At 73.9% G+C, this 13,012-nt stretch carries 12 protein-coding genes and 1 pseudogene; 6 read left to right on the top strand and 7 right to left on the bottom strand.

Annotated elements, in window-relative coordinates; genetic code table 11:
• Positions 1-78: 78 nt before the first annotated feature.
• On the bottom strand, positions 79-1,029 hold the full coding sequence (locus tag ACFWN1_RS26070; RefSeq protein ID WP_384366648.1) for an MFS transporter: 951 nt from the start codon (positions 1,027-1,029) through the stop codon (positions 79-81).
• 83 nt (positions 1,030-1,112) lie between these two features.
• Here ACFWN1_RS26070 and ACFWN1_RS26065 point away from each other — a divergent pair, with 83 nt between their 5' ends.
• Complete coding sequence (locus ACFWN1_RS26065) at positions 1,113-2,045, top strand: LysR family transcriptional regulator (protein ID WP_384366645.1); 933 nt, start codon at positions 1,113-1,115, stop codon at positions 2,043-2,045.
• Between the two features lie 17 nt (positions 2,046-2,062).
• Here the strand turns inward: ACFWN1_RS26065 and ACFWN1_RS26060 are convergent, their stop codons facing one another.
• The gene (locus ACFWN1_RS26060; protein WP_384366642.1) at positions 2,063-3,166 is read right to left on the bottom strand and encodes a CapA family protein; all 1,104 of its coding nucleotides are present in this window, start codon (positions 3,164-3,166) and stop codon (positions 2,063-2,065) included.
• 228 nt (positions 3,167-3,394) lie between these two features.
• Here ACFWN1_RS26060 and ACFWN1_RS26055 point away from each other — a divergent pair, with 228 nt between their 5' ends.
• The 3 genes from ACFWN1_RS26055 (at position 3,395) to ACFWN1_RS26045 (ending at position 5,429) form a co-directional block, all read left to right on the top strand.
• A complete protein-coding gene (locus ACFWN1_RS26055) occupies positions 3,395-3,940 on the top strand; it encodes a sigma-70 family RNA polymerase sigma factor (RefSeq protein ID WP_384366639.1) in 546 nt (181 codons plus the stop codon).
• A gap of 135 nt (positions 3,941-4,075) precedes the next feature.
• The gene (locus ACFWN1_RS26050; protein ID WP_384366636.1) at positions 4,076-4,591 is read left to right on the top strand and encodes a hypothetical protein; all 516 of its coding nucleotides are present in this window, start codon (positions 4,076-4,078) and stop codon (positions 4,589-4,591) included.
• A gap of 184 nt (positions 4,592-4,775) precedes the next feature.
• Positions 4,776-5,429, top strand: coding sequence for a zf-HC2 domain-containing protein (locus ACFWN1_RS26045; protein ID WP_384366633.1), 654 nt, complete (start codon positions 4,776-4,778; stop codon positions 5,427-5,429).
• A 10-nt stretch (positions 5,430-5,439) separates the two neighbouring features.
• Here ACFWN1_RS26045 and ACFWN1_RS26040 read toward each other — a convergent pair whose 3' ends face one another.
• Positions 5,440-6,303, bottom strand: a complete 864-nt coding sequence (locus tag ACFWN1_RS26040) for an Fpg/Nei family DNA glycosylase (RefSeq protein ID WP_384366630.1) — start codon at positions 6,301-6,303, stop codon at positions 5,440-5,442.
• A 42-nt stretch (positions 6,304-6,345) separates the two neighbouring features.
• Entirely contained in the window at positions 6,346-8,421 is a 2,076-nt protein-coding gene (locus ACFWN1_RS26035) for a SpoIIE family protein phosphatase (protein ID WP_384366627.1), read from the bottom strand.
• Between the two features lie 168 nt (positions 8,422-8,589).
• On the opposite strand from ACFWN1_RS26035, the gene ACFWN1_RS26030 reads away from it, so the two are divergent.
• Together ACFWN1_RS26030 and ACFWN1_RS26025 are read left to right on the top strand one after the other, a co-directional pair.
• Entirely contained in the window at positions 8,590-10,002 is a 1,413-nt protein-coding gene (locus tag ACFWN1_RS26030) for a lipase maturation factor family protein (protein ID WP_384366624.1), read from the top strand.
• 86 nt (positions 10,003-10,088) lie between these two features.
• Positions 10,089-10,556: pseudogene (locus tag ACFWN1_RS26025) on the top strand (amidase family protein); the annotation flags it as partial.
• Between the two features lie 44 nt (positions 10,557-10,600).
• On the opposite strand, the gene ACFWN1_RS26020 reads toward ACFWN1_RS26025, so the two are convergent.
• From ACFWN1_RS26020 to ACFWN1_RS26010, 3 genes are all read right to left on the bottom strand, one after another.
• Positions 10,601-10,774 (bottom strand): hypothetical protein, encoded by a 174-nt coding sequence (locus ACFWN1_RS26020; protein ID WP_384366621.1) that lies wholly within the window; start codon positions 10,772-10,774, stop codon positions 10,601-10,603.
• A 253-nt stretch (positions 10,775-11,027) separates the two neighbouring features.
• On the bottom strand, positions 11,028-12,521 hold the full coding sequence (locus ACFWN1_RS26015; RefSeq protein ID WP_384366618.1) for an SDR family NAD(P)-dependent oxidoreductase: 1,494 nt from the start codon (positions 12,519-12,521) through the stop codon (positions 11,028-11,030).
• A gap of 147 nt (positions 12,522-12,668) precedes the next feature.
• On the bottom strand, positions 12,669-13,012 hold a 344-nt coding region (locus ACFWN1_RS26010), incomplete at its 5' end, for a WS/DGAT domain-containing protein (protein WP_384366615.1).

Here is a 13,012-nt window from a genome sequence, read left to right as displayed (position 1 = left end):
CTGGCCCCTCAAACGAGCCGAACACCACAACCGGCCACCACCCGCGCCAACGACGATCACCACCCGACCAGCAACCATCTAAGTCACCGGCATTGGGGCTAGGCCGACCGGCCAGCAGGCGCGCAGCACGCCCGAGACGAGCAGCACCCGGCGCCTGCCGTACCGGGCGGCCAGCGGCCGGGCGAGCCGGGAGCCGAGCAACCCGCCGAGGCAGGGCACGGCGAAGGCGAGCCCGTACTGCCAGGGCGCGAAGCCGAGCGGACCCAGCATGAGGACGGCGAGCGGCGGTGCCTGGGCCATGATCAGGCCGTTGACCAGGACCGTGTTGAGGAACAGCGGCCGCAGCTCGGGGCTGGTGAGCAGGTGCCGCCAGCCGTCGAGCAGGCCGGCCGCGCGCGGGCGCGAGGGGTCGCGGGCAGGCCGCTCCGGCGCGGTCTCGGTGCCCCCGACGGCGCGGATGCCGAGGGCGGACAGCAGGAAGCTCACGGCGTCGGCGGCCACCGTCACCACCGGCCCGAGCAGGCCGGCGGCGGCTCCGCCGAGCGGGGGTCCGAGCACGGTGGCGGTCCAGGCGGTCGCTTCGAACCTGCTGGTGGCGGTGAGCAGCCCGGCGCGCGGTACGAGGCTCTTGAGGTGGGCGCCAGAGGCCGCGGTGAAGGTCAGGTCGGCGGCCGCCACGACCACGGAGACGAGCAGCAGCGGGCCGAAGCCGAGCACCCCGAGGAAGTGCGCGGCGGGGACGGCGAGCAGCGCGGCGCACCGGACCAGGTCCGCCATGATCATGACGGGGCGTTTGCGGCGGAACTCCATCCACGGCCCCAGCGGCACCGCGAGCACCGCGCCCACGGCCGGTCCGGCGGACGCCAGCAGCGCCACCTCGGCGGAGCCGGCGTGCAGCACGAGCAGGGCGATCAGCGCGAAGGCGTCGAACGCCAGCCAGCTCCCGGCGGCGCTCACCGCGTACGCGGCCCACAGCCATCCGAACCGCGAGCCCAGCCGCATGCACAACCTCCCGTTGACCGGAGTCATGAAATCGGCCGGACGACGGCGGGAGCAAACAACCGGGCCTCCCTGGGGCACAACCGACGGTTGTGCGGCTAGCCTTGGCGGACATGGATCTCAAGGCCGTGCGTACCTTCGTCGCCGTGGTGGACGCGGGGCAGTTCCAGGAGGCGGCCGCGCTGCTCGCCATCACCCAGCAGGCCGTCTCCAAGCGGATCGCGGCGCTGGAGCGGGACCTCGGGGTGCGGCTGTTCACCCGTACCGCGCGGGGCGCCGCCCCGACCCTGGACGGGCAGGCGTTCCTGCCGCACGCGCGGGCGCTGCTGCTGGCCGAGGAGCGGGCCGCCGCGTCGGTCCGGCCGGGGCGGCGGGCGCTCCGGGTGGACGTGATCGGCCCGCGCGTCGCCCCGGCCGTCCTGCTGCGCGGCTTCCACGAGGCACATCCCGGCGTGGAGCTGGACGTGGTCACCCTGTTCGACGCCGACACGGCCGTCGCCGCCGTGCGCGCGGGCCGGCTCGACGCGACCTTCCGCGCGGTCGGCATGCCGGGGCGGCCGCTGCCCCAGGGGCTGGCGAGCGCCCGGGTGCTGGACGAGCCCCTGCGGCTGCTCACCGGGCCGGGGCACCCGCTGGCCGACGCCCCCTCGGTGACGCCGGCCGGCCTGGCCGGGCACCGGATCTGGATGCCGAGCATCGTGGCGGGCGTCGAGTGGGCCGCGTACTACGCCTCGCTGGCGGCGGAGTTCGGGCTCACCATCGACTCGGCCGGTCCCAACTTCGGCAGCGCGGCGATGCTGGACAGGATCGCCGGGTCACCGGAGCTGGCCACCTTCGTGGGTGAGCATCCCCGGCTCTCCTGGCCCGCCGGGCACGATCTTCGGCGGATTCCGATCACCGGTCCGACGCCGGTCTATCCGCACTCCCTGATCTGGGACCGGGCCAACGCCCACCCCGCCCTGGCCGCCCTGCGCGCGCGGCTGGCCGGCGGGGCCCGGACCTCCGGAGCCCCGGACACCTGGGTACCGGAGTGGGCGACGCCCTGAGCCCTCGTGCGTGGCGGTCACTGCGCCATGGTGAGCCCGGCCTTCGTCGCGTTCCGGCTCAGTACGGCGTTCCGTACCCGGTCGCGGGTGGCGGCGAGGTCGGCGCCGGCCGCGATGGCGCGGTTCACGTCGAGGGCGCGTCCGGCGTCGAGGTCGTACACCTGGGGCAGGAACTCGGCGGCGCCGACCTCCCAGCGGCCGCCCGGTCTCGCGGGCGGGGCGAAGGTGAAGCGGGCGAGGGTGGACTCGTTGCCGCGCCACTCCCCCGCGCCCGCGCCGCCGTCCGCGATCTGGTCGCCCATGCCGTAGACCACCCAGGTGCCGTTGACCTTCTCGTACGGCTGGGGGACGTGGGCGTGGGTGCCGAGGACGAGGTCGATGTCGGGGCGGCCGCCCGTCTTCGACGCGGTGAGCTGCTTCGCCAGGGTGACCTGACCGGCGTCGGGGGCGTCCTGCCAGGCGGTGCCCCAGTTGACGGAGAGCACGACCACGTCGGCGCCGGCCTTCCGGGCGGCCCGCGCGGCGGTCGCGATCCGGCCCGCGTCGGCCGGGTCGACCACCCCGGACTGCCCGGTGGTGTCGTAGGCGTAGGACAGGTGCGCGACCTTGGCGGTACCCGCCCGCAGCAGGGTGAGAGTGCGGGCCTCGGTGTCGGTGCGGGAGGTCCCGGCGTGCCGTACGCCCGCCTGGTCGAGGGCGTTCAGGGTGCGGGTGACTCCGGCGGCGTCGGCCTGCGGGGAGGCGGTGGAGCAGCTGTCGTAGCCGGTGGCGGCGATGCCCTGGGCGAGCTGGGGCAGCGCGGTGACGGCCGGGTCGCCGTCGGCGCCCTGGACGGGTTCGAGGTGACACAGCGCCAGATCGGCGCCGGACACGGCCGCGCGGGCCCCGGCGAGCATGGGGCGGAAGTCGTGTCCGCCGCCGGAGGCGTCGAAGCCGGCCCGGTCGACGGCGGACGCGTACGGCTGGAGGCCGCCGGCGGCGACGAGCGTGAAGCCCCGTCCGGCGCCCGGCGCGGGCTGCCCGGAGGCGCCGGGCTCGGCCCGGTCCTGGTTCTGGCAGGCGGCCACCGCCGCGAGCGCCGCGGTCAGCGCGAGGGCCACCTGATGCCTGCGTCCGATCATCAACTCACCCCAGGGTCGTCGGAGGGGACTTGTCGTATTGGCAGACAAGCTCTCACGGGCATATGGGTATGAAACTGACCCCCGTCGCAAACAGGGCCTAGCCCATCCGGTGTCCCCGGCCCCGGAGGTGACCGTTCGTCCGACCGTTCACCGAGCCCGGACCACCGCCCGTCGCACCGGCGTGCGCGCGGGGTGCCGCCGGGGGCCGGGCTGCGCTGCCATACGGCCATGACGGCCGGGACCACCACCTCAGGGACGACCACCGCCGAGCATGAACTCGCCGCACTCGCGCGGGAACACGGGCGGCCCCTCTTCGCACTGCTGCTGCGGCTGAGCGACGGGGACCGCCAGCGCGCCGAGGATCTGGTGCAGGAGACCCTCGTACGGGCCTGGCAGCATCCCGAGGCGCTGCGGGCCGAGAACTTCGCCTCGGCCCGCCCCTGGCTGCTGACCGTCGCCCGGCGCCTCGCCATCGACGCCCGGCGGGCCCGCCGCGCCCGGCCGCCGGAGGTGGTGGACGCGGTCCCGGAGAACGCGCGCGTCACCGCCGACCACGCCGAGCGGGCCGCCGCCGCGCTCGATGTGCGCGAGGCTGTGAAGACACTCACTCCGCACCACCGTGACGTGCTGGTACTCGTGTACTTCCGCGGGGCCAGCGTGGCGGAGGCCGCCGAGATCCTGGGCATTCCGCCCGGTACCGTGAAGTCGCGCGCGTACTACGCGCTGCGCGCCCTGCGCCAGGTTCTGCCGGGATACGCGACTGACCTGCGGTGAAACCGAGAGCCCGGTCAAGCCTCGGTAAAGCGCCTTGCCGTGACCCCCGTCAGGGTCATGAGCTGTCCTCATCCGTGTTCCGGGCGGGGGGCCGGGTTCGGGCGACGCGCACGCACCGGAGGAAGGCAGGCAGGGATGCTCCACAGAGGTCACGAGAGCACGAGCGGCCCCGGCGGCGGTGAACTCACCGTCCCCATGGCCTGGTTGTACGCCGAGTACATCGCGGACGAACTGCTGCGCACCGGCGATCTGATGCCCCCGACGTCCTTGGAGTTCCGGGCGGGGCGGGACGCGCTGGCGCTCACCGTCTTCCTGTCCGACACCGAGGGCGAACTCTCCGGGGGCCGGGTCATCTCACAGCTGGAGACCTGGCTGTCGCTCACGGCGTACGACCAGCCGTGGCGGGACTGGGTCGGCGGCCGGATGGCCGAACTGACGGCGGAGGCGGCCGGTTCCGGCACTCCCGATCCGGACCTGGCGCTCGCGGGGGACGCCTGGCGCTGGCTGGAGGAGACCGAGCTGCTCGCGCCCGACCTGGACGCGGTGCCCGGTAAGGGCGCGGCCTTCGGCGAGGACGACGGGCCGAAGGTGTGGACCCCGGCCTGGCGGCTCGGCCTGCCCCTCGGACACCTGGCCGTCCAGCTGTTCTGAAGCGGGCGCCGACGGCGAACCGGGCACATTTTCCGGCCACTTGAAACTCGGACCAATCCGGGGTCCCGGCCGCTCCGAATCCCCATCGGGTTTCTGCGGGCGGGTTGAGTCGATCCGGCGTCCGGTGCGTACCAATGGGTGCACCGCGTAACCCCACCCGCACCCATAGGCACGAGGATTCGGCATGAGGTCCCTGGAAAGGCATCGCGCCGTCGGCGCGTACACGCTCGGCGTGCTGGACGAGGCGGAGACCTTCCGTTTCGAGGACCACCTCGCCGAGTGCCCCCGGTGCGCGACCGAGGTCACCGAACTCGGCCCCACGGCACGGCAGTTGATGCTGTACCGGCAGGCCACCCCGGCCTTCGTGCCGGCCCTGGCCCAGCCGGGTCCGCGCATGCTGGACCGGCTGCTCGGCGAGGTCACCGTACGCCACCGGGCCCGGCGCCGCCGGCTGCTCTACGGGCTGGCGGCCTCGGTGGTGCTCGCGGTGGCCGGGCCCGCGCTGACGGCCTTCGACGGGCACGGTCAGCCCGCCGTCCGGGTCACGGCCGCCACCGACCCGGGCACCGGGGTCTGGGCGAGGGTCACCACCGAGGCCGAGCGCTGGGGCAGCGGGCTGCGCCTGGAGGTGCGCGACAGCGCCGGTCCGCACTCCTGCCGGCTGATCGTGGTCGGCCGGGACGGCTCGGAGCAGGTGGCGGGCGGCTGGACCGTCGGCGCGCACGACGAGGGCACCACCACGACCACGGCGGGCTCCGCCCTCAGCCCGGACGACATCGACCACTACGACGTGCGCACGGACAAGGGCGAGCGGCTGCTGACCCTCCCCGCGCGCTGACCGGCGCCGCTTACTTCAGCAGGCGGGAGAGTCTGCGGTCGGCGAGCGGCTTGCCGCCGGTCTGGCAGGTGGGGCAGTACTGGAGCGAGGAGTCGCTGAAGGAGACCTCGCGGACGGTGTCCCCGCACACCGGACAGGGTTCGCCGGTACGGCCGTGCACGCGCAGCCCGCTCTTCTTCTCCGCCTTCAGCCGGCCCGCCGCGATACCCCGGGAGCGCTCGACCGCCTCGGTGAGGGTCGTGCGCAGGGCGGTGTGCAGACGGGTGGTCTCCGTGGGGGTGAGGGAGGAGGCCAGCTTGAACGGGGACATCTTCGCGGCGTGCAGGATCTCGTCGCTGTAGGCGTTGCCCACCCCCGCGATCAGCGACTGGTCCCGCAGCGCGCCCTTGAGCCGGCGCCGCTCGTTCTTCAGCAGCCCCGCGAACCGCTCCTCGTCGAAGTCGTCGGCGAGCGGGTCGGGGCCCAGCCGGGCGACCCCCGGCACCTCGGCCGGGTCACGCACCACGTACACCGCGAGCCGCTTCTGTGTGCCGGCCTCGGTCAGGTCGAAGCCCCCGCCGCCCTCCAGCACCACCCGCAGCGCCAGGGGTCCCTTGCCGGGGCGCGGCGGGGTGTCGGGCATGCTGTCGCGCCAGTGCAGCCAGCCCGCGCGGGCCAGATGGGTGACGAGGTGCAGGCCGCCGTCGCTCCGCAGGTCCAGGAACTTGCCGTGGCGGCGCACGGCCGTGATCCCGGTGCCCTCCAGGGCGGTGACCGGTGGGTCGTAGGTCTTCAGCACGCTGATGGCGAGGGGCAGCACGCGGGCCACCCGGCGCCCGGCCAGGTGCTCGGTGAGGAAGTCCGTCAGCGCTTCTACCTCGGGCAGTTCCGGCATGTGTCCAGGGTGCCACCGGCGGGCGGCGGGGACCGGCGGCGGTCAGCCGTCCGGGTGGGTCCGGAAGTCGCACCACACGGCCTTGCCACCGCCGCGCGCCTCCACGCCCCAGGCGTCGGCCAGCGTGTCGACCATGAGCAGCCCCCGCCCGGAGACGCCCTCGTCCGAGGGTTCGCGGCGGCGGGGCAGCGCGCTGGAGGAGTCCTCCACCTCGACGCGCAGCCGGGGCTCGCCGCCGGTCAGCAGGCGCAGGGTGACGGTGGCGGAGCCCTCGGTGTGCATCAGCGCGTTGGTGATCAGCTCATCGGCGACGAGTTCGATCTCGTCGGCCCGTGCCCCCGCGCCCCAGGCCCGCACCTCGGTGCCGATCAGGTGCCGGGCGCGGGTGAGGGCGTCGGGGTCGCCGAGGGCGACGTGCTGGCGGAGCCGGCCGCGGGCCAGCGGTTCCTCGGGCTGCCGGCGGCGCAGCAGGAGCAGGGCGACGTCGTCCTCGCCGCCGCGTTCCTCGGCCATGGCGATCAGGCGTGCGGCGAGTTCGCACACCTCGTCCGGGCCCGTGGCGAAGACCTCGGCGAGGTCGCTCACGCCGTCGTCCAGGTCGGCGCCGGGCTGCTCGACCAGGCCGTCGGTGCACAGCAGCAGGGTGTGCCCGGGGTCCAGCTCCAGGGTGGCCACGGGGTACTCCAGCCGGCCGAACTCGGCGGACAGACCGAGCGGCAGTCCGCCCTCGACGTGGACGCGCCCGGTGGTGCCGTCGGTGTCCCGCAGCAGCGGGTCGAGGTGGCCGGCGCGGACGATCTGGACGACGCCGGTGGTGAGGTCGGCCTGGGCGTACAGGCAGGTGGCGAACCGGTCGGTGTCCAGTTCGTCGAGGAAGACGGAGGCGCGGGCCATGACGGCGGCCGGGGTGTGCCCCTCGGCGGCGTAGGCGCGCAGCACGATCCGCAGCTGGCCCATGACGGCGGCCGCGTGGGAGTCATGGCCCTGGACGTCCCCGATGACGGCGCCGACCCGGCCGCCGGGCAGCGGGATCAGGTCGTACCAGTCACCGCCGATGTCCCGGCCGAGGGCACCGGCGCGGTAGCGCACGGCCACGTCGGCGCCCCGGATGCTGGGGATGGTCCGGGGCAGCATCGCGTGCTGGAGGCTCTGCGCGAGGTCCTTCTCCTGCTCGTAGAGCGTGGCGCGCTGGAGGCTCTGGGCGATGCTGCTGCCGAGGGCGACCAGCACGGCGCGTTCCTCGGTGGAGAAGCCGCGCCGGTCGCTGTAGAGCAGGCCGATGGCGCCGAGCGGACGGGCCTGGGCGATCAGCGGGAGGTAGGCGGCGGAGGTGATGTGCAGCGCGGTGATGTGCGGCCAGAGGATCGGGTAGTCCCGGGCGAACTCCCCGGGCGACTCGATGAAGCGGGGGACGAGGGTCCGTACGACCTCGCTCATCGGGTAGGGCTCGTCGATCCGGGTGACGTGGGTGCCGGGCACGAAGCTCTCGGCGGGGCCCCCCGCTACCACCCTGATGCGGCCGGCCTCCACCAGTCCGATGACGACGCTGGCCGCGCCGAGGTGGCGGATGCCGTGGGTGTCCTTGAGGACGTCGATGACGTCCTGGACGCTGCGGGCGTGGGCCAGTGCGGCGGAGACGGCCTCCACGACGCTGGTCTGCTGCCGGAACGCCTCCTCGTGCGCGGTGCGCGGGGCGCGAGCGGGGCTGTAGGCGAGTTCGCGGGTGGCGTCGCGGACGAGGCCGACGACCCGGCGCGGGCGGCCGGTGCCGTCGCGGCGGATGGCGCCCTGGCTGTGGGTCCAGCGGGTGGTGCCGTCGCGGCGGCGGACCCGGAAGTAGACGCCGTAGGTCTCGCTGCCGTCCTTGATGGCGCGGGCGACCGCCGCGTCCAGCCTGGCCGCCTCCGGCGGGGGGACCCGGACGGCCAGCGAGACGGCCCGGCCGTCGTACTCCTCGGGGAGCAGGTCGAAGATCTCGTGGGCGCGGGCGTCCATGTGGAACAGGCCCGCGTCCAGGTCCCAGTCGAAGCTGCCCGTGTGGTTGAGCGCCAGGATCGTGTCCGGGGCGGCGGGCCGTTTCTCCGGGAGTGACAGGGCACTCGCACCCCGATCAGCCATGGGCCCACCTTGCCAGCAAATGTCCGAATCTTCGAGTGGGGCGTGACAGCGCGACGGTGGGGGTTATCCGGGCCGGGCCGTGCGGTACACGGAAGGTCGGGCGGACGCGACGGGTGGGGAGCGGCCCCGGCCCCGGGCGGCCGCCGCGGAGGCAGGAGCGCGAGTGCGATGGAGTGGTTCACCGCCCCCGACTACTGGCTGAGCCGGCTGGTGCTCCAGCGCGGGCTGGCCGCGCTCTACCTGGTGGCGTTCTGGGCGGCGGTACGGCAGTTCCGGCCGCTGCTGGGCGAGCGCGGCATGCTGCCGGTGCCGCGCCACACCGCCCGGGTGCCCTTCCGGGAGTCGCCGAGCGTGTTCCACGCGTACTACTCGGACCGTTTCTTCGCCGGGTGCGCCTGGGCGGGGTGCGTGGTGTCGGCGGCGCTGCTGGCGGGTGCGGACTCAGCTCTGCCGCTGTGGGCCGGGATCGTGCTGTGGCTGGTGCCGTGGGCGCTGTACCTGTCGATCGTGAACGTGGGGCAGACCTGGTACGCGTTCGGCTGGGAGACCCTGCTGCTGGAGGTGGGCTTCCTCGCGGCGTTCCTCGGCAACGACGAGGTGGCACCGCCGGTGGTGGTGCTGTTCCTGCTGCGCTGGGTGCTGTTCCGGGTGGAGTTCGGCGCGGGGCTGATCAAGCTGCGCGGGGACGCCTGCTGGCGGAAGCTGACCTGTCTGGACTTCCACCACGAGACCCAGCCGATGCCGGGCCCGCTGAGCTGGTTCTTCCACCACCTGCCCAAACCCCTGCACCGGGTGGAGGTGGCCGCCAACCACGTCACCCAACTCGTCGTCCCGGTAGTGCTGTTCACCCCGCAGCCGGTCGCGTCGGCGGCGGCCGCGCTGATGATCGTGACCCAGCTGTGGCTGGTGCTGTCCGGGAACTTCTCCTGGCTGAACTGGATCACCGTCGTGCTCGCCCTGTCCGCGCTGCGCCTCCCCGCCGACCCGCCCAGGGTCTTCGCCGCGCCGCTCTGGTACGAGGTGCTGGTGCTCGCGGTCGGCGCGGTCCTGCTCGCGCTCAGCTCCCGCCCGGTGCGGAACATGATCTCCCGGCGCCAGGTGATGAACCGCTCCTTCGACCCGCTGCGCCTGGTGAACACCTACGGCGCCTTCGGCAGCGTCAGCCGGGTCCGCTACGAGGTGGTGATCGAGGGCACCGACGACGAACGGCCCGCCGAGGACGGCGACTGGCGGGAGTACGAGTTCCATGGCAAGCCGGGCGATCCCCGGCGCTGGCCACGCCAGTTCGCGCCCTACCATCTGCGGCTGGACTGGCTGATGTGGTTCGCCGCGCTGTCGCCCGCGTATGCCGGGGAGTGGTTCGGGAAGCTGGTGGAACGGCTGCTGGAGGACGACCGCGACACCCTGCGCCTGCTGCGCCGCTCCCCCTTCCCGCCCGGCGCCCCGCCCCGCTTCGTCCGCGCCCGCCTCTTCCGCTACCGCTTCACCACCTGGCGGGAGCTGCGGGAGACGGGCGCCTGCTGGGAACGCGCGTACGTCCGGGACTTCCTGCGGCCGACCCGGCTCACCACCACCCGGTGATCCGTCCCTCTCGACGCGGGACGCGCGAGCGGGCACCGTGCTGCCGTACGCGCCGTCCGCGCGCCGGGAGCCGACGAGGAGCGCACGTGAGCGGCTGGGCCGGCCGTGCGGCCGCCGAGATCGCCGCCGCCGTCCGCGAGAAGCGGGTCACCGCCCGTGAGGTGGTGGCGGAGCATCTAGCGCGGATCGCGGAGCTGGACGGGCGGGTCGGCGCGTTCCGCACCGTGCGCGACCGGGCGGCCCTGGCCGAGGCGGACCAGGTGGGCGCCCGCCCACCTGGCCCGACTCCCGCTGGCCGGAGTACCGGTGGCGGTGAAGGACAACCTCGGCGTACGCGGCGAGTCCACCCGCGACGGCTCGGCCGCGACCCCGGACACCCCGGCCGCCGCCGACCATGTGACGGTGGCCCGGCTGCGGGCGGCGGGCGCGGTGGTGATGGGTATGACGAACGAGCCCGAGCTGTGTGTGTTGGCAGCGCGGCGGCGGTAGCGGCGGGCCCGGTCCCGTCGGCGCTCGGCAACGACGGCACGGGCTCGCCGCGCATCCCGGCGGCGGCTCGCCCCGCGGGCACGCGGGCACGCGGCGATCGGCCGCCGATTCAGTCCACGCTGGGCAGGATGTGGGGCTCCGCGAGGTCGTCCTCGTAGCCCGCAAGGCGGATCGGGGCGGAGCGGGCCCACACGTCCAGGCTGCCGAGTTCTCCGGGCCTGCGGCGGGATCGCTCCGTGCGTTCGTCGGGGCCCTGTTCGCTGGTCGTCGTCTCCGGTGTCACCGCGCACTCCTTATGTGTCGGATCACCCTCGGGGGCGTCCCGGACCTCCAGATTAACCAAATGAGCGGACCCGCGCTCGATAGGGAATGCAAACAAGACGTAACTTCCGCTCGCCCGCACCCTTCTCAATCCCCCTCAATATGGGGCTTTTTGCCGCAGAGCGCACCCGCTGCGGGGGCGCGCGATTCACCCGCTCGGCCCAGTGGTCCGTCTTCCCGGCGAACGCCCGGTCAGGTACGGAGGCGGGAAGGTGTCACCACTTGCCGGGCGCGTAGTCCTTCATGAAGACGCCGTAGAGGTCCTCGCCCTGCTCGCCGCGCACGATCGGGTCGTACACGCGGGCCGCGCCGTCGACCAGGTCGAGCGGGGCGTGGAAACCGGCCTCGGCCAGGCGCAGCTTGTCGTAGTGCGGGCGCTCGTCGGTGATCCAGCCGGTGTCCACAGAGGTCATCAGGATGCGGTCGGTGTCGAACATCTCCTGGCCGCTGGTCCGGGTCACCATGTTCATCGCGGCCTTGGCCGCGTTGGTGTTGGGGTGGCCGGCGCCCTTGTAACCACGGGCGAAGACGCCCTCCATGGCGGACACGTTCACGACGTACGCGCGGCCCTTGCCGGCCTGCTTCGCGGCGGCCGCCATGGCCGGGCGGAGCTTGCTGATCAGGATGAACGGCGCCGTGTAGTTGCACAACTGGGTCTCCAGCAGCTCCACCGGGGAGATCTGCTCGATGGACTGGACCCAGGTGTTGGTGTCGACCACGTCGGGCAGCAGACCGCCCGCGTCGATCGCGGTGCCGTCCAGGTGCCGGGCGACGCTGGCGTTGCCCGCGACGAGGGCCAGGTCGGCGACCTTCTGGGCCTCCAGACCGCTGGTGCCGACGGGCAGCGCGGCCAGGCCGTCGACCGCGCCGGAGTTGAAGGCGCCGATGACCTGGTGGGCGGGCAGCTCACCGGCGGGCAGCGGTGCGCTCTCGCCGTCGACCAGCGCGGCGTAGGCGGAGGGCAGCCGGCGTACGGTCTGCGTCGCGTTGTTGATCAGGATGTCCAGCGGGCCGGCCTCGGTGACCCGGTCCGCGAGGGCGACGGCCTGCGCCGGGTCCCGCAGGTCGATACCGACGACCTCCAGGCGGTGCAGCCAGTCCGCGGAGTCCTCCATCGCCTTGAAGCGGCGGATGGCGTCCTTGGGGAACCGGGTGGTGATCGTGGTGTGGGCGCCGTCGCGCAGCAGCATCAGCGCGATGTACATGCCGATCTTGGCCCGGCCGCCGGTCAGCAGGGCGCGCTTGCCGGTGAGGTCGGCGCGGGCCTCGCGGCGGGCGCGGTTCTCGGCGGCGCAGTCCTGGCAGAGCTGGTGGTAGAAGTAGTCGACCTCGGTGTACCGCTGCTTGCAGATGTAGCAGGAGCGGGGGCGCTGGAGTATGCCCGCGATCCGGCCGGCCTCGATCCTGGAGCTGGGCAGGATGCCCTCGGTCTCGTCGTCGATGCGCTCGGCGGAGCCGGTGGCGGTGGCCTCGGTGACGTCACGGTCGTGCGCGGTCTTGGCGGCCCGGCGCTCCTGGCGGCGGCGCTGCTTGACCGTGCGGTAGATGTGCGAGGTGGCCCGGCGGACCTGGATGGCGTCGGGGTGGTCGACGTCGATCCGGTCCAGCTCCTCCAGCACGCTGAGGCAGACGGCCAGGCGCGCGGGGTCGATCCCGGGCCCGTAGACCATCTCGTCCGTGGACGCCGCGCCGTCCTCTGTCACCGTCATCGCGCTGCCGCTTCCCTGATCACCCGCGCGGGGGCAAGAACGCGCCCGCTGTCGAACGGGGGATTTTACGGAGCGCCCGGCCCCTTGGCCAAACGCGCTCCGGCGGCGGGCGGCCCGGGGGCCGGAAACGGCCCCTGACGACAGGGGTCAGACCTCGCAGGCTGTGAGCAGGGTCTCCATCTCGCCGGTCAGCGCGCGGGCCAGGACGTCGAGGTCGGGCACCGCGCGGGCGTCGGCGACCAGCCCGTAGTGGACGCGTCCCCGGTAGGTGGAGACGGCCACCGCGAGGGACTGGCCGGGGGCGAGCGGGGCGAGCGGGAAGACCTCGGCGAGTTCGTGGCCGCCGAGCTTCAGGCCGATGCCGGGCAGCGGGACGCTGGTGACGAGGATGTCGAACCAGAGCCGCGCCGCCTGTCCGACCAGCGGGCCGCCGAGCCGGTGCCCGAGCGCCGGGACGTGGTCGGCGAGCAGGGCGACGGCACCGGCGCCCC

Origin of the sequence: Streptomyces sp. NPDC058459 (assembly GCF_042721685.1) — a bacterium.
Lineage (GTDB): Bacteria > Actinomycetota > Actinomycetes > Streptomycetales > Streptomycetaceae > Streptomyces.
The sequence above is the reverse complement of the archived record's forward strand: the minus strand, read 5'-3'. Positions and strand labels throughout refer to the sequence as shown.

Coding starts and splice junctions, on each gene's coding strand:
- ACFWN1_RS26060 (WP_384366642.1), bottom strand. CDS start 3,166: ATGATCGGACGCAGGCATCAGGTGGCCCTCGCGCTGACCGCGGCGCTC.
- ACFWN1_RS26030 (WP_384366624.1), top strand. CDS start 8,590: ATGGAGTGGTTCACCGCCCCCGACTACTGGCTGAGCCGGCTGGTGCTC.
- ACFWN1_RS26050 (WP_384366636.1), top strand. CDS start 4,076: ATGCTCCACAGAGGTCACGAGAGCACGAGCGGCCCCGGCGGCGGTGAA.
- ACFWN1_RS26035 (WP_384366627.1), bottom strand. CDS start 8,421: ATGGCTGATCGGGGTGCGAGTGCCCTGTCACTCCCGGAGAAACGGCCC.
- ACFWN1_RS26065 (WP_384366645.1), top strand. CDS start 1,113: ATGGATCTCAAGGCCGTGCGTACCTTCGTCGCCGTGGTGGACGCGGGG.
- ACFWN1_RS26015 (WP_384366618.1), bottom strand. CDS start 12,521: ATGACGGTGACAGAGGACGGCGCGGCGTCCACGGACGAGATGGTCTAC.
- ACFWN1_RS26055 (WP_384366639.1), top strand. CDS start 3,395: ATGACGGCCGGGACCACCACCTCAGGGACGACCACCGCCGAGCATGAA.
- ACFWN1_RS26045 (WP_384366633.1), top strand. CDS start 4,776: ATGAGGTCCCTGGAAAGGCATCGCGCCGTCGGCGCGTACACGCTCGGC.
- ACFWN1_RS26070 (WP_384366648.1), bottom strand. CDS start 1,029: ATGACTCCGGTCAACGGGAGGTTGTGCATGCGGCTGGGCTCGCGGTTC.
- ACFWN1_RS26040 (WP_384366630.1), bottom strand. CDS start 6,303: ATGCCGGAACTGCCCGAGGTAGAAGCGCTGACGGACTTCCTCACCGAG.